At 68.3% G+C, this 15,524-nt stretch carries 14 protein-coding genes and 1 pseudogene; 6 read left to right on the top strand and 9 right to left on the bottom strand.

What is annotated here, in order from left to right:
* Positions 1-2: 2 nt before the first annotated feature.
* Both BUR28_RS05095 and BUR28_RS05090 read right to left on the bottom strand, forming a co-directional pair.
* Complete coding sequence (locus BUR28_RS05095) at positions 3-500, bottom strand: formate dehydrogenase subunit gamma (RefSeq protein ID WP_254813688.1); 498 nt, start codon at positions 498-500, stop codon at positions 3-5.
* 66 nt (positions 501-566) lie between these two features.
* On the bottom strand, positions 567-1,451 hold the full coding sequence (locus BUR28_RS05090) for a LysR family transcriptional regulator (RefSeq protein ID WP_074221517.1): 885 nt from the start codon (positions 1,449-1,451) through the stop codon (positions 567-569).
* 283 nt (positions 1,452-1,734) lie between these two features.
* Here BUR28_RS05090 and BUR28_RS05085 point away from each other — a divergent pair, with 283 nt between their 5' ends.
* From BUR28_RS05085 to gdhA, 3 genes are all read left to right on the top strand, one after another.
* Positions 1,735-3,504 carry a type I secretion system permease/ATPase gene (locus BUR28_RS05085; protein ID WP_074219142.1) on the top strand — a complete coding sequence of 590 codons (1,770 nt, stop codon included), beginning with the start codon at positions 1,735-1,737 and terminating at the stop codon, positions 3,502-3,504.
* Positions 3,501-4,802, top strand: a complete 1,302-nt coding sequence (locus BUR28_RS05080; protein ID WP_074219141.1) for an HlyD family type I secretion periplasmic adaptor subunit — start codon at positions 3,501-3,503, stop codon at positions 4,800-4,802. Before BUR28_RS05085 ends, BUR28_RS05080 begins: the two co-directional genes overlap by 4 nt.
* A gap of 91 nt (positions 4,803-4,893) precedes the next feature.
* On the top strand, positions 4,894-6,240 hold the full coding sequence (gene gdhA, locus BUR28_RS05075) for an NADP-specific glutamate dehydrogenase (RefSeq protein WP_074219140.1): 1,347 nt from the start codon (positions 4,894-4,896) through the stop codon (positions 6,238-6,240).
* 75 nt (positions 6,241-6,315) lie between these two features.
* Here gdhA and BUR28_RS05070 read toward each other — a convergent pair whose 3' ends face one another.
* From BUR28_RS05070 to purB, 6 genes are all read right to left on the bottom strand, one after another.
* Positions 6,316-7,359: a cytochrome-c peroxidase gene (locus tag BUR28_RS05070; RefSeq protein WP_074219139.1), complete on the bottom strand. Its 1,044-nt coding sequence runs from the start codon at positions 7,357-7,359 to the stop codon at positions 6,316-6,318.
* 184 nt (positions 7,360-7,543) lie between these two features.
* Entirely contained in the window at positions 7,544-8,941 is a 1,398-nt protein-coding gene (locus BUR28_RS05065; RefSeq protein ID WP_074219138.1) for a radical SAM/SPASM domain-containing protein, read from the bottom strand.
* A gap of 62 nt (positions 8,942-9,003) precedes the next feature.
* Complete coding sequence (locus BUR28_RS05060; protein ID WP_074219137.1) at positions 9,004-9,906, bottom strand: lysophospholipid acyltransferase family protein; 903 nt, start codon at positions 9,904-9,906, stop codon at positions 9,004-9,006.
* Between the two features lie 88 nt (positions 9,907-9,994).
* Positions 9,995-11,035 (bottom strand): flagellar motor switch protein FliG, encoded by a 1,041-nt coding sequence (locus BUR28_RS05055; RefSeq protein WP_074219136.1) that lies wholly within the window; start codon positions 11,033-11,035, stop codon positions 9,995-9,997.
* Between the two features lie 145 nt (positions 11,036-11,180).
* Positions 11,181-11,339 carry a hypothetical protein gene (locus tag BUR28_RS19915; RefSeq protein WP_175566901.1) on the bottom strand — a complete coding sequence of 53 codons (159 nt, stop codon included), beginning with the start codon at positions 11,337-11,339 and terminating at the stop codon, positions 11,181-11,183.
* Between the two features lie 82 nt (positions 11,340-11,421).
* Positions 11,422-12,732 (bottom strand): adenylosuccinate lyase, encoded by a 1,311-nt coding sequence (gene purB, locus BUR28_RS05050; protein WP_074219135.1) that lies wholly within the window; start codon positions 12,730-12,732, stop codon positions 11,422-11,424.
* A 76-nt stretch (positions 12,733-12,808) separates the two neighbouring features.
* Here purB and BUR28_RS05045 point away from each other — a divergent pair, with 76 nt between their 5' ends.
* The gene (locus tag BUR28_RS05045; protein ID WP_074219134.1) at positions 12,809-13,267 is read left to right on the top strand and encodes a DUF6314 family protein; all 459 of its coding nucleotides are present in this window, start codon (positions 12,809-12,811) and stop codon (positions 13,265-13,267) included.
* A gap of 15 nt (positions 13,268-13,282) precedes the next feature.
* The gene (locus BUR28_RS05040) at positions 13,283-13,882 is read left to right on the top strand and encodes a biotin transporter BioY (protein ID WP_074221516.1); all 600 of its coding nucleotides are present in this window, start codon (positions 13,283-13,285) and stop codon (positions 13,880-13,882) included.
* A 136-nt stretch (positions 13,883-14,018) separates the two neighbouring features.
* Here BUR28_RS05040 and BUR28_RS05035 read toward each other — a convergent pair whose 3' ends face one another.
* Entirely contained in the window at positions 14,019-15,215 is a 1,197-nt protein-coding gene (locus BUR28_RS05035) for a bifunctional alpha/beta hydrolase/OsmC family protein (protein WP_074219133.1), read from the bottom strand.
* On the opposite strand from BUR28_RS05035, the pseudogene BUR28_RS20770 reads away from it, so the two are divergent.
* Positions 15,202-15,516: pseudogene (locus BUR28_RS20770) on the top strand (hypothetical protein); the annotation flags it as partial. The gene BUR28_RS05035 and the pseudogene BUR28_RS20770 sit on opposite strands and share 14 nt — an antisense overlap.
* Between the last annotated feature and the right edge of the window lie 8 nt (positions 15,517-15,524).

The raw sequence follows: 15,524 nt of genomic DNA, 5'->3' as shown, positions 1-15,524 counted from the left end.
GCTCATCCCACCACCTCGCGGGCGCGGCGTTCCAGGTCCTCGGCTGTCGCGCGCGCCACCGGCGTGTCGTCCACCAGCGCCGCGGGGCCGCAGGCGCAGAGACCGAGGCAATAGACGGGCTCCAGCGTCACCGCGCCGTCGGCGGTGGTTTCGTGCCAGTCGACGCCGAGCCGCGCGCGCAGATCGGCGCCCAGTCGCGCTGCGCCCACCGCCTGGCAGGCCTCGGCGCGGCAGACCCTGACCGTGCGGCGCCCGGCCGGTTCGGTGCGGAAATCGGGGTAGAAGGAGACCACGCCGTGGATCTCGGCCAGGCTGAGGTCGAGTTCCTCGGCGATCGGGGCGAACGCCTCGCGCGGGATGTATCCCAGCGCGTGCTGCACCTCGTGCAGGACGGGCAGGAGCGGTCCGTCGATCCGAGTATGCGCGGCCGCGATCTCTCGCACCCGCAATTCGAGTGTCGACCTGCCGGCCTCGGTCATCGCGCGCTCCCTGCTTTGCATGCCACAGTGTGCCAAAACGCGCCCGACCCGATCAATGCCGGCGATTCGTGGGTCGATAGAAGTTCTCTATCGACTGGCGGCTCGCCGCGCCGCGTCGATTAGCGCAGCCAGCACCGGCGTGTGGGGCTCGCGATGGGGCGCGACGAGGCCCACCTCGTGTTCGGCCTCGGGGTCGGTCAGCGGGATCGCGACCAGCGTGCCGCCATCGAGGAAGGGCGCCGCGCTGCGCCGGGGCAGGATCGTCGCCCAGCCGCCCGACTGCACATGGGCGATCAGCGTGATCACCGAGTTCGATTCGAGCCGCGGCTGCGCCGACGCGCCACCCTCGGCCATGTGGCGGTCGACGATGCGGCGGTTCTGCATGTCTGGCGTCAGCAGGCAGAGCGGCGACTCCGCCGCCTCGGCCCAGGTCATCGAGGCACGCTCGGCCAGAGGGCTGCTGCCGGAGACCACCAGATTGTAGTGCTCGGCATACAGCGGCAGCGTGGTGACCCGGCCGAGCGGCTCGTTGTCGAGATAGGTGATCCCGGCATCGATCTGCAGATCGTCCAGCATCTTGAGAATCTCCATGGACGTGCGCGACAGCACCGTGATGCGGATGTTGGGATGGCGCGCGGTGAGCGGGTCGGTCAGCGCGCTGACCGCGGCGAGCGCGGTGGGAATCGCCGCGATCCTGAGATCGCCCGAAAGCCCCTTCTTGACCGCCCGCATCTCCTCGCGCAGCGCGCGGGTATCGGCGACGATGGTGCGCGCACGTTCCAGAACCCGCGCGCCCTCGGGCGTTAGCCCGCCATAGCGCGAGCCGCGCCAGACCAGCATCACGCCGAGCTGCTCTTCGAGCTGCTTGATCGCGGCCGAAAGGGTCGGCTGGGTCACCCCGCAGGCCTCGGCCGCGCGGCCGAAATGCTGCTCGCGCGCCAGCGCGATGAACATCTCCAGCTTGTCGATCATGGCCCGGTCTCCCTCGCGGCGGAGGATCGCACCGGCGCCGGAGGCGGGCAACGCCGTTTCTTGCCGATCGCCGACGTTCTCGCGGTCTTGACCAAGCCCGTGCTTGAAATTTCGCGCCGAACGCGCTTTGTGTCGCTTCGTGACTCGCGAGGCCCGTGCGCGCCGGCATCCTGCGCTCGTCCCGTGTCCGGACACAAGGAAGACCGATGAGGCCCAGCACCCGTTTCCCGCTGCCGCGATCGGCCGTCGCCCGCGCGCCGCACCCCGCCCGGAGCCCGCGTTCATGAGCCGGCCCGAGGACGGCGATGCGTTCAGTCTGGCCCGCGCCCGAAGCCGCGGCCTTTTCCTTGCGGTGCTGGTGTTCAGCGTGTTCACCAACCTGCTGATGCTGACCGGCCCGCTTTTCATGCTGCAAGTCTACGATCGGGTTCTGGGATCGCGGTCCGAGGAGACGCTGGTCGCGCTCTTCATCCTGGTCGCGGCGCTCTACTTCTTTTACTGGCTGCTCGATTTCGCGCGCGGCCGGGTGATGGCGCGGATCGGTGCGCGGCTTCAGGCGGTATTCGGGCGGCGCGTGTTCGCGGCGGTGATCGAGCGGGCGGCGATCCGCGGCGGGCAGGGGCCAGGCGCGACAGCCCTTTACGACCTCGACGCGGTGCGTAACATCTTTGGCTCGCCCGTGCTTATGGCGCTGTTCGACCTGCCTTGGACGCCGATCTTCTTGGCCGCGATCTTCATCTTTCATCCGTTGCTCGGCTGGCTCGCCATTGCCGGCGGGGGGTTACTGATCGCCGTGACGCTGATCAACCGCCTGGTCACCCGCAAGGCGCTTGAGAAGTCGCAGGGCATATCCCACCAGGCACAGCGGATCGCCCGCCAGTCGGAAGAGGGCGGCGCGCTGATCTGGTCGCAGGGAATGGCGCCGGTGATGGCGGAACGCTGGGCGCGGCTGCTGGACGAGGCCGGTACCAAGGGGCTGGGTGCCAACGACCTCACCGGCACGTTCTCGTCCTTTTCGCGCGCCTTCCGCTTCTTCCTGCAGTCGGCAATGCTGGCGCTTGGCGCGTGGCTCGTGCTGGAGCAGCAGTTGACGCCGGGTGCGATGATCGCGGCCTCGATCCTCCTGGGGCGCGCGCTGGCGCCAGTCGATCAGGTGCTCGGCCAGTGGCCGGCGATCCAGCGGGCGCGCAGCGGCTGGACCAGCCTCGCGGACTTCCTTAAGGGCATTCCCGCGCGCCGCGCCCCGACCGAGCTGCCCCCGCCGGAGGCGCGCCTGTCGCTGAGCAATGTGGCGCTGAGAAGCTCCGCCAGCACGCCGCCGATCCTCTACGGCATCAGTTTCGAACTCGAGCCGGGCGAGGCGCTTGGCGTGATCGGCAAGAGCGGGGCGGGCAAGACCAGTCTTGCGCGCGTTATACAGGGGCTGGTAACGCCCACCGCGGGCGAGGTCCGGCTCGCGGGCGCCACGCTCGACCAGTACGGGCCCGAGCGGCTGGGCCGTCACATCGGCTGCCTGCCGCAGGACGTGCGCTTTTTCGATGGCACGGTCGCCGAGAACATCGCCCACATGGCGCTGGAGCCCGATGCCGGGCGCGTTGTCGAAGCCGCCAAGCTGGCCCGAGTGCACGAGATCGTGCTGCGCCTTCCCAATGGGTACGATACGCCCGTTGTGGAGGGCAGTGTGCTGTTGTCGGGCGGCCAACGCCAGCGCCTGGCCCTTGCGCGTGCGCTCTATCACGACCCCGTGCTTCTGGTGCTGGACGAGCCGAACTCGGCCCTCGACGCCGAAGGCTCCGAGGCCCTCAATGCCGTGGTCAGCGACATGAAGAAGGCCGGGAAATCGGTGCTCATCATGACACATCGGCCCTCGGCCATCGCGGTCTGCGACCGGCTGCTCGTGATCGATGGCGGCATGCAGAAGGCCCTTGGCCCGCGCGACGAGATCGTGCGCTCGCTGATGAAGAACGCCGGCAACGTGCAGCGCGCGATGGACGGCGCTCGGGGGGCTGGGGCCGCGGCTCCGGCCGCAGCGCGACAGGAGGTTGGCGAATGAGCCGTCCGACGCTTCCTTCAGCGCGCCTGCCGCTCGTTGTCGGCGCGGTCGCGATCCTGCTGCTGGTCGGCGGGCTCGGCGTCTGGAGCATCGCGACCAACATCGCCGGCGCCGTCGTCGCAACCGGGACTGTCAAGGTCGAGAGCGAGCGTCAGGTGGTGCAGCATCCCGACGGCGGCGTGGTGGGCGAGATCCTGGCCAAGGATGGCGACGAGGTGAAGGCGGGCGACGTGCTGCTGCGCCTCGACGGTACCTTCCTGCGCTCGGAATTGGCCATCGTCGAGAGACAGCTTTTCGAGATTGAGGTGCGCAAGGCGCGGCTGATGGCCGAGCGCGACGGGGTCGAGACGCTGGATATCGGCGAGGTGTCGGGCTTCGACAATCTCGACCCGGACTGGATACGCGGCCAGATCGAGGGGCAGAAAAGCCTGTTCGTCGCGCGCCGCGCCGCGCTTGCCCAGGAACTGGAGCAAATCGACGAGCAGAAGACCCAGATCGAGAACCAGATCGAGGGGTCCAAGGCCCAGATCGCGGCGCTGGAAAAACAGCTCGGCCTTGTCGAACGCGAACTGACCGACAAGGAGACGCTCTTCGCCCAGAACCTCGTACCCGTGGGCCAGGTTCTCGCGCTGCAGCGCGACGAGGCGGGGCTCGAGGGCGATATCGGGCGGCTGACCTCGCAGGTGGCCGAGAGCCGGGCGCGCATTTCGGAACTGTCCGTGCAGGCGCTGCGCCTGGCGGAAAGCCGGCGCGAAGAGGCGATCACCCAGCTGCGCGACCTTCAATACAGCGAGATCGAATTGGAGGAGCGCCGCCTCAGCCTGATCGAGCAGCTGTCGCGGCTGGACGTGCGCAGCCCTAGCGATGGCGTGGTGTTCGGCTCGTCGATTTTCGCGGTGCGCGCGGTGGTCCAACCGGCCGAGCCGATGATGTACGTGGTCCCCGGCGGGCAGGCGCTGCTGGTCTCGGCGCGCATTGAGACGACCGATATCGACCAGGTCTTCCCGGGGCAGCCGGTCTTCCTGCGGCTGACAACGTTCGACGCGCGCACGACCCCGGAAGTGCCGGGCGAGGTGCTGCGCATCTCGGCCGACGCGCTCACCGACGAGGCGACCAAGCAGACCTATTACGAGGCCGTGATCCTGCCCGACACCTCGGTGCTGGAGGACATGCCCGGAGTTGAACTGTTGCCCGGCATGCCGGCGGAGGCGTTCCTGCGCACCCGCGACCGCACCCCGCTCTCTTACCTCCTTCGCCCCATCGCGGTATATTTCGAACGCGCCTTCCGCGAGGAGTAGGCCGGGCACCGCGCGAACTGCATGCGACACGCCCGCGTGACAGTGCTGTGCGCGGCCGGCGTCGGCCCTAATCCACTATGCAGGAGGCGATATGACCGATCGCGCGAAGCTACTGCAATCTTTCATGGGCCGCGTGGCCGCCCGCAATGCAGGTCAGGACGAATTCCTGCAAGCCGTCGGGGAGGTGGCCTTTGACGTTCTGACCGTCGAGAAGGCCCACGCCGCCTGGGCGCGTGCGCGCGTGCTGGAACGGCTGACCGAGCCGGACCGGATCATCGGCTTTCGCGTGGTCTGGGAGAACGACGATGGCGAGGTCGAGATCAATTCCGGCTGGCGCGTTCAGACCTCGAACGCGATTGGGCCTTACAAAGGCGGGCTTCGGTTCTCACCGGGGGTCTGCCCATCGGTACTGAAGTTTCTGGGCTTCGAGCAGGTGTTCAAGAACGCGCTGACAGGCCTGCCGCTCGGCGGTGGCAAGGGCGGGGCGGATTTCGACCCGCGCGGCCGCAGCGAGGCCGAGATCATGCGCTTCTGCCAGGCCTTCATGACCGAACTCGCCCGCTATATCGGCCCCGACGAGGATGTTCCCGCGGGCGACATAAACGTGGGCCCGCGCGAGATCGGCTATCTGTTCGGCGCCTACAAACGCCTCAGGGGCCAGTTTCACGGTGCACTTACCGGCAAGGGCGAGGCGTTCGGCGGCAGCGCGCTGAGGGTCGAAGCCACGGGCTACGGGCTCGTCTATTTCGTCGAGGCGATGCTGGCCGAAGAAGGGCGCGAACTGGCCAGGCGCCGCGTGGCGATCTCCGGCAAGGGCAATGTGGCGGCCCATGCCGCGGAAAAGGCGATCTGCGAGGGCGCAAAGGTCGTCACGCTGTCGGACCGGTCTGGCACGCTGGTGGCTGAGGACGGCATGGGCCAGGATGCGCTCGACTGGGTACGCGAGCGGAAGCAGGCAGGCCAGGATGTTGCCGACCCGCCCCGCGGTCTTGGACTCGCCTTTCGTGAGGGCGTCGCACCATGGGGGCTGGTCGAAGCCGAGATCGGCCTTCCCTGCGCGACCCAGAACGAGATCGACGCGAAAGCGGCCAAGTCGGCGATGGACGCGGGGCTCCGGGTGCTGGCCGAGGGGGCGAACATGCCGCTCACCCGCGATGCGATGGAGGCGCTGCGCGAGGCGGGCGTGGGCTACGCTCCCGGAAAGGCCACCAATGCGGGCGGCGTCGCCATCTCGGGGCTGGAGATGAGCCAGAATTCGAGCATCCGGCCGCTCGACCCCGAAGACGTCGATCGCGCGCTTCGCCGCATCATGGGCGAGATCCACAACCGCGCGGCCGAAGAGGGGCGCGACGGCAACCGGATCGACTATCGCCGCGGCGCCAACGTCGCGGCCTATCGTAAGGTGGCAACGGCGATCGCGGCCTACGGCGTGCTCTGAGCACAGGACCAACGCAAGAGGGCCGGCCACGACGGCCGGCCCGCACAGCCTGCGACCGTGAGGCGCGACGGTCCGCTATTGCGGCAACAGCTCGGCGGTCGGCCGCGGCGTCGAGGCCGTTTCTGCCGGCAAGACCGGCGTGGTGATCTCGGGCATCTCGCCGGTCAGGCTGTGCATGAAGGCCACGATCTTGTCGGCCTCCTCGTCGCTGACCTCCTGGCCCAACTGCGCGACGCCCATCACCTGCACTGCTGTCTTCAGATCCCAGACCTGGCCAGAGTGGAAATAGGGTGCCGTCACCGCGATGTTGCGCAGTGGCGCGGCGCGGAAAACGTACTCGTCGATCGCCGTCTCGGTCACCGCATAGCGGCCCTTGTCACCCTCGGGCAGGATGTCGGCGCCGGGCTTCTCGACCAGACCGAACGGGTAGTAGCCGTTGCCGCCGAGGTTGACCCCGCTGTGGCAGCTCACGCAGCCCTTGTCGACGAAGAGCTGAAGCCCCTCCTTCTGGGTGTCGTCCAGCGCCATGTCGTCGCCGTTCAGGAAGGCGTCAAACGGGGCGGGGGTGATCAGCGTGGCCTCGAACGCCTCGATCGCGCGGGCCATGTTGTCGAAAGTGACGGCGTCGGCCTCGCCCGGGAAGGCCTCGGCGAACCAGTCCCTGTATTGCTGCATCGAATTCAGCGTCGCGACGACGTTCTCGGGCGTGTTGGCCATCTCGACGCCGGCCTGCACCGGCCCCTTGGCCTGGGCCTTCAGGTCCTCGGCGCGGCCGTCCCAGAACTGCGCGATGTTGAGAACGGCGTTCAGCACCGTGGGCGCGTTGCGCGGCCCTTTTTGCCAGCCATGGCCGATGGATGTTTCCAGGTTGTCATCGCCGCCGGTGGTCAGGTTGTGGCAGGAATAGCAGGAAAAGACGCCCGACGCCGACAGGCGCGGGTCGAAGAACAGTGCCTTGCCGAGCTCGATCTTTTCAGGCGTCACCCGGTTGTCTTCCATCTGCGGAATGGTCGAGGGCAGCGGCTCGAAATAGTCGAGCGCGATCTGCCGAAGATCCTGGGCCGCGGCAGGAAGACTCATCGCCGTTGTCAGCAGGCCGGTGGTGAGAAGATCTTTCATGGGTGCACCGTTTCATCGCTGGGGTTCACGCGTCGGGCTCACATTAGAATAGGTCCAAGGTCGTCACATGATCTGGATCAAGCTTCGATGCTAAATCCAGCGACGAAGATACGAGTTATTGTTTCGCGTAGAAACGCATGTTCGAAAACAGGGGGGCGCCGCGAAGGGCCGGCGGGCCGACCGTTCATGCGGCGTTGCACCGCGCATCGGCCAGCGCCCGCTGCATGCCCCAAAACTCGGCGAAGGGCGGGCGCAGGACGGGGTCGCGCAGAACGCCGAGGAACGCGTCATGGTCAGGGTGGGCCGGGTTGGAAATGTCGACCGTTGCAAACTCCTCGGGCGAATAGGTGCCCCAACTCCGGATCATCTGGAACTTGACCCCGTCGCAGCCCACCGCGCGGGCGAGTTGCACGAAGTCGGGCATCTCGCGGAAATTCGCGGACTGGACCACGAAATCGAGCCGGAAGAGATCGATCCGGCCCGCACCACGCAACTCGGCGAAGAAATCGAGATTGCGCCGCAGGTCGTCCCAGCGACCACCCCGGCGCAGCACCGCATAGGTTTCGGCGCGCGCGGCATCGGCCGAGACCAGTAGCATCCCGACCTTGCCCTCCAGCTTTAGCCGCTCCCAGAGCGCGGGCGTCAGCAGCACGCCGTTGGTCTGCAGGTCGAGCTTCAAGTGCGGCGCGTGTGCCCGGTCGAGATGGCGCAGCACATACTGGAAATGCGCGCTTCCGAACGGGTCGCCGCTTGCCGTGACGCGCAGCCGGTCCGCGCCCCGCATCAGCGGAAACAGTACCTCGTCGGCCATCTTGTTCATCGCCGCCTGCTCGGGCCGGCGGGCGAGGATCAGGTCCTTCCGGCAGGACGGGCAGGACAGGTTGCAGGACCGGTCATGCGAGAGCACGATCTTGCGCGGTCCGTCCTCCATCGCGGTCGCGCGCGCCTGCGCGACACGGCGCTGGCTGGCCTTGGTCAATTCCTCGTTACGGGGCAGCGTATCGCCCGAGAGCTTGGGGCAATGGGTGCGGCTGCAGAACCGATAGGAGCCGTCATGGATCGAGGCGCGGATCGTCTGGGCGGCGGGGGAGTTCCAGATTTCCCCCGCGCTTTGCGCACCGAGATTGCCGATCGGCACGGGCAGCCAGGCCGGGCAACAGAAATGCACGTCGCCTCCGGGCTGGGTTTCGATGTTCTCGAAGGGCGCGGCGCAGAACCGGTCGGCGAAGGCGTCGTCGCGCTCGGGCCGCTCCTCGGCCTCGGCCAGCATGCGCTGGAGCGTCAGGTGATTGGCCGCCCGCGCCTGGGCACGGCGCAGCAACGCGACGGCGGTCTCGCGCGCGCCCGCCGCGAGCGCAGCGCGCGCGGCGAGGGCCAGCGCCACGGGGCCGGCACGCCGGTCGGTGCAGGCCCGTTCGAGCGCCTCATGGTCCTCGGCCCCGACCCGGTTGCCCAGAACGTTCTCCGCCGCTCGCTCCAGCAGACGAACCGCCGCGTCAGGCTCGTCGGCCTGGCGATTGGCGGCGTCGAACGCGCGGTCGAGGGCGTTGAGCCGGTCAAGCAGATCCGGGGAGGCGGTCAATTGCGGGATCCTCGCGCAGGGCCGGGTGCGTTCCGCAAGGGTAACAACCCCTGCGGCGCGCTTCAATTCGCGGCGTGCGGGACCTTGCCGGTCTTCCAGCGTCGATGGACCCAGAACCACTGCTCGGGATGGGTTCGCACGCGCGCGGCGAGGCTGTCGTTCAGCGCCTGGGTCATCGCCTCGGGCGTGTCCCGGGGAACCGGCGCCTCGATGTCCACCTTGAAACTCAGCCCATCGGGCTGCCGCGTGGCGTAGAACGGGATCAGGGCCGCGTCATAGCGCAGCGCAAGCTCTGCGGCAGACAGGGCAGTGCGCGCGGGAAGGCCCATGAAATCCAGCGCCGGGCCGTGGCGATTGTGCTGATCAATCAGAAGCACCAGCAATCCGCCCGATTTCAGGTGACGTACGAATCCGGCGGTGCCGCGCCGGCCCTGTGGGAAGACCGGGCCGCCGAAAGCTTCCATCGTGCGGACGTAATGCGCGTTGAAGAACCGGTTGGCCATCGGCCGGTAGAGCCCGCCGATCTCGAAGCCGCGGGCAACCAGGCACGCGCGCGCGGCCTCGTAATTGCCGAAATGCCCGGTCACGAGGATCGCCGATCGACCCGCGGTCCGGGCCTCTTCCAGTGCGGCGAGGCCGGGACCCCGAGGTTCGATTCCGGCCATCCGTGGCAGGAAATCGCCGGTCGAGTAGTTTTCGATCAGGGTGCGCCCGGCATTGTCGGCCACTGCTCGGGCAATGCGGCGGCATGTCTTGCGGTCCATGGCAGGCCAGACCTGCGCGAGATTGGCCTCGGCGCGGGCAAGGTAGCCCGCGGGCCGCGCCACCAGGCGCCGCGTGACCCAGCCGGCAAAGCGCACACGCGTTTCGTAGGGCAGGGCAAGCGCGAGCGCAATTAGGCCCCGGACTGCCCGGTCGGTCAGCCAGTCGGCCGGCCCGCTTCCGCGTGACTGTCGCTTGCCCATCGGCCGGTCGCCTCTTGCCGCTCTCGGCGCGCAGGAATACGCCGCGTCCGGCCGGATCACAAGCATGCCCAGGCCGCCGCCACAGCGCCTATTTCTTGCCGGCCTTGAGCTTGATCTCGCCCGCCGCTTCCAGCCCGCGCAGCGCTGCGGTGATCTCGGCCATCGCGGTTTCCACGGCCTCGGGCTCGGGCGTCTCGCGCTCGGAGATTTCGTCGCGCAACTGCCCGGCGAGCCGTTGCGACATGTTCGACAGGATGAAGTCCGCCGCGGCCTGGTTCTTGTCGTCCGCCCCGGCCAGCGCGGTGACCAGAACATCCTGCTCGATCGTGCGGGTCAGCGCCTGGATATCGAGCGGTTCCAGCCGCTCTGGGATGTCGGCGAAGGTGAACACTGCGCGGCGCACCCGTTCGGCGAGTTCGGCATCGGTTTCCGCCAGCCCTTCGAGAACGTCGTCGCGCGTGGTGGCCGGGGCTGCGTCGAGGATCGCGCCCACGCGCTTTTCCGGGGGTGCCTCGAAGGCCGGTGCGGGCGTGTCGAGGATACGGCGGGCCAGTGCGTCGCCGATTCGGTTGACGGCCGCCGGCGGCACCTGCGACGTCCGCGTGATCGCGAAGGCGATGCGGCGGGCCTGCGGCCCGGCCATCTTGCCAAGCGTCTGGGCGGCGACCAAGCTTGGCAGCTTGGCCAGAACCACGGCGGCGACCTCGGGGGCCTCCGCCTGCAGAAGGCCCGCAAGCTTGCCGGGCTCCTGGTCGGCCAGCAGTACCCACGACTCGGGCAGCACGTCGCCCGTGGTCTTGGCCTGGATGGCGGCGGTCGCCTCGGGGCTGAGGTGTTCGCCCAAAAGCTCCAACGCTCCGTCCACGCCGCCCGGGAAAGCCAGCCCCGCCTGTTCGAGCTCGGCCAGAAACTCCGTCACGACCGCCTGGAGGGTGGGCGCGTCGATATAGCGGAGATTGGCAAGCTCGTCGGCGAGGTTGGCCTGAAGCGCGGGCGGCAGGTCCGACAGCGGCAGGGTCACCCCCTCGCTCAGCATTAGGCGCACGATGATCGCCGCCTTGCGGCGTTGGCTGAGAGTCGCGGGCGCGCGGATGTAGCCCTGCGGGGCGGTGGGGGCGAGGCTGTTCAAGCGGGTACTCCGACTGTAACCGCGCGAGAATGGCCGCCGGCCCCTTAAGGCGAGGTTAGCGTCGGCGCAATATCCCGCAATCGTGCGAGAAAAACGGCGCGGGCAGGGCCCGCGCCGTAAATTTTCGTGTCCGGCGTTAAGTGCCTCAGCTGGTCGCCTGGTCCACGCAGGTGCCCGACGCCGCGTCGAAGATCTGGCCGTCGGCGCACTGATTGGCGTTCATCTTCTTGCTCCAGCCGCACTCGGCGGCCGCCAGCGTGGGGGCGAGTGCAAGCACGGCCGCCGAGAGGATGGTCTTGGTCATGGGTGCATCTCCCTAATGAGGTGAGACAGAAAGTAGCACACTCCGCGTATTTTCCAAACTCACGGCGATGTCAGAACACGACTCAGCCGGTTTCGCCGAAAACCCGGGCAAAGATCGTGTCGACATGTTTGGTGTGATAGCCGAGGTCGAACTTCTCCTCGATCTCCGCCGGGCTGAGCGCCGCGGTCACTTCCGGGTCGGCCAGCAGTTCTTCCTTGAAGTCCTTGCGCTCTTCCCAGACCTTCATCGCGTTACGCTGCACCAGGCGATAGGCGTCCTCCCGGGACACGCCGGCCTGGGTAAGCGCCAGAAGAACCCGCTGCGACATGACCAAGCCTTTGAACTTGTGCATGTTCTTCAGCATGGTCTCGGGGTAGATCACCATCTTGTCGATCACGCCCGCCAGCCGGTTGAGCGCGAAGTCGAGGGTCACCGTGGCGTCCGGCGCGATGCCGCGTTCGACCGACGAATGGCTTATGTCGCGCTCGTGCCAGAGCGCCACGTTCTCCAGCGCCGGGATGACGCAGGCACGCACGAGGCGGGCGAGCCCGGTCAGGTTCTCGGTCAGCACAGGGTTGCGCTTGTGCGGCATTGCGCTCGACCCCTTCTGTCCGGCCGAGAAGAATTCCTCGCCCTCCAGCACCTCGGTCCGCTGCATGTGGCGAATCTCGATCGCGACATTCTCGATGCTGCTGGCGATAACGCCGAGGGTCGCGAAGAACATCGCGTGACGATCGCGGGGAATCACCTGGGTCGAGATCGGCTCGGGCGTCAGCCCCATCTGCGCGCAGACATGCTCTTCCACGTGCGGGTCGATATTGGCGAAGGTGCCGACGGCGCCCGAGATCGCGCCCGTGGCAATTTCAGCCCGCGCCGCCTGCAGGCGTGCCTTGTTGCGGTCCATCTCTGCGTAGAACCGCGCAAAGGTCAGGCCCATCGTGGTTGGCTCGGCGTGGATGCCGTGGCTGCGGCCGATCCGCACCGTGTCCTTTTGTTCGTAGGCACGTTTTTTCAGCGCGGCCAGCACCTTGTCGAGATCGGCCAGCAGGATGTCGGCGGCGCGCGCCAGCTGCACGTTCAGGCAGGTGTCGAGCACGTCCGAGGACGTCATCCCCTGGTGCACGAACCGCGCCTGGTCCGACCCGACATGCTCGGCCAGATGGGTGAGAAAGGCAATCACGTCATGCTTCGTCACCGCCTCGATCTCGTCGATGCGGCCGACGTCGAACTCGACGTCCTTTGCCTTCCACACGGCTTCGGCGTTTTCCTTCGGGATCACCCCAAGCGCGGCCTGGGCGTCGCAGGCATGGGCCTCGATCTCATACCAGATGCGAAACTTGGTGGCAGGCTCCCAGATTTCGGTCATCTCGGGGCGGGCATAGCGCGGGATCATTGGCGGGCCTTCGGCTTGGACTGGGGTTTGGCGGCCTGATACCCCTTGGGGCAGGGCGCGGCAAGGCGGGCGGCGGATGCCGGAACTGGCGGACTTCATCGGGCTGTGGCGGCTCTCGCGGATCATCGAGGATGCGCGGGCTGGCCACTTGGCGCGGTTCGAGGGCCAGGCGCGCCTGTCCGAGGGCGCGGGCGGGCTGGTCTACGCCGAAACCGGCGCGCTGCGCCTGCCGGGCCAGCCCGCGTTCACCGCCACGCGGCGCTACCTGTGGCGCGCGGGCGCCGCCGGAATCGACATCTTCTTCGAGGACGGCCGCTTCTTCCACGCGATCCGGCCCGGCACCGCCCCCAAAGCCAGCCACGACTGCCCCCCGGACCGCTACGCCGTCGCTTACGACTTCGCCCATTGGCCCCTTTGGTCGAGCCGCTGGCGCGTGACCGGCCCGCGCAAGGATTACGTGATGGTCTCGCGCTACGCGCCGGACGGGGCTTGCGAAGGGGCGGGTCCTGGGGCACAAGTTGCGTCACTGGATTGAACGGGAGAGATGGAGATGGCCCTGGCCCTGACCGACAAGGTTCTTGCCGAAACCCTGCTGCCCGGCTCCGGCGCGGCCCTGCGTGTAAAGCAGGCGCTCCTCGTTGTCGCGGGTATCACGGTGCTCGCCGTGGCGGCGAAGATTCGCGTGCCGATGTGGCCTGTGCCGATCACGATGGGCACCTTCGCCGTGCTCGCCATCGGCGCTGCCTACGGGCCGCGGCTCGGGCTGGCGACGATTCTCGGTTATCTCGGGATCGGCGCGCTCGGCTACGACGTCTTCGTGGGCACGAGCGCCGAGGCGTCGGGGCTGACCTACATGATGGGATCCACCGGCGGCTACCTGTTTGGCTACGTGCTGGCGGTCGCCGCGCTCGGCCTCGCCGCCCGCGCCGGATGGGACCGCTCGACCGGGCGGATGGCGCTGGCGATGCTGGCAGGCAACGTACTGATCTACGTGCCCGGCCTGCTGTGGCTCGGCCAGCTCTACGGCTGGGACCAGCCGATCCTGGCCTGGGGCCTGACGCCGTTCCTGATCGGCGACGCGCTCAAGCTCGGCCTCGCCGCCCTGCTGATCCCCGCGCTCTGGAAACTCGTCGGCCGGGCCCGCGGCTGATCCGGCTCCGAATGCGGCCTCCGGGCGCGCCCGCAACGGGCGCGCCCGTATCGTTTGTGTCGCGAAGCGGGGCCTTCTTCTGGCCCGAAATATCCCCGCCGGACGCCCGGCCCGCGCCGCGGGCCGAGAGTGCCGCTCAGGCGCGTTCGGTCACGATCTCGGAGGCCCGTTCCAGCGTCTGGTGCACCGGGCAGCGATCTGCGACCTGCATCAACCGCGCGCGCTGGTCCTGATCGAGCTCCCCCGCCAGGCAGACCGCCCTGTGGAACCGGTCCACCTTCTGCCCGGCGCCAGCCTCCGCGTCCCGCGCATGCAGCTTGTCATGGGCGACGTCCACGCGGATATCGGTTAGTGGCCAGCGCTTGCGCCGGGCATACATCCGAACCGTCATCGCGGTGCAGGCCCCGAGCGCGGCGGCTAGAAGCCCATAGGGCGAAAGGCCGCGGTCGGTGCCGCCGAAGGCGGCGGGCTCGTCTGCGGTCAGGTGGTGGCGGCCAGACACCACATCCTGCTGAAAGCCCTCCGGGTCTGCCTCCGTGACGCGGACCACGCCTTCGGGGGCGTCCGCCGGCGCGGCGGGTGCGGGCAGGTCGAGATAGCGCTGTGCCCAGGCGGCGATGACGCCCGCCGCGTACTCGGCGTCTTCGGCGCTTGAAATCAGGTGGTCGGAGCTGTCCAGCGTGACGAAGCTCTTGGGATGTTTCGCGCGGGTGAATATCTCGGTTGCGTTGTCGATTCCGACGATCTCGTCGCGCGGCGCGTGCATCACCAGGATCGCGCGCTTGAGATCGCGAATCGCGCCCTCCAGGCTTTCTGTCGCGACGTCGTCGAGGAAGTCCGGCCCGACCCGCAGTCGCCGCCCGCCCAGCGTGATCTCGCGCACGCCGTCCGGACCCGCTTCCGCGCTTTGCAGGTGCTTCGTGACGTGTTCGGGATGGGCCGGCGCGCCGAGTGTCGCCACTGCCCGCACCGAGTCGATCTGTCGCGCCGCCTTCAGCACCGCCGCGCCGCCCAGCGAATGCCCGATCAGCAGGCCCGGCGCGAGCCCCATGCTGTCCATGTGGCGCGCGGCGGCCACGATATCGGTAACGTTCGAGGTGAAGGTCGTGTCCTCGAACGCGCCGTCGGATTGGCCGAGCCCGGTGAAGTCGAACCGCAGCACCGCGAATCCCAGCGCGTTCAGCCGCCCGGCGATGCGGCGCGCGGCGTGGATGTCCTTGCCGCAGGTGAAGCAGTGGGCAAAGAGCGCGGCCGCCCGCACCGCGCCCGCGGGCCGGTCGAGGCGGGCGGCGAGGGAGTGGCCGTCATGCCCTGCGAAGATGATTTTCTCCATGGAGCCTCCTTTCGGATGTGGCGTCACCTTGGGGCCGCCGGGTCCGCGCGGCAAGGGGCGTGCATCTCGGGTCTTGCGTGGACGGTCGGGATCGGCCTTGATCTTGGGCATGGCCGCACCGCGCCCGATCCTGCAACGACGTTTGCCCTACACGCCCTGGGCTGTGCCGCAGATGCGGCGGCTTCCGGGCATCCAGCCGCTCGACATGGCCGACTGGCTGGTCGTGGATGACGCCTATGCCGCCCAGATGGCCGAGCGTGACCGGCTGATCGAGACGGCCTGCGGTCGCGTGCACGCGCTGGAGCCGTG

The organism is Rhodovulum sp. ES.010 (assembly GCF_900142935.1).
In the GTDB taxonomy this organism is placed as follows: Bacteria; Pseudomonadota; Alphaproteobacteria; order Rhodobacterales; family Rhodobacteraceae; genus Rhodovulum.
The sequence above is the reverse complement of the archived record's forward strand: the minus strand, read 5'-3'. Positions and strand labels throughout refer to the sequence as shown.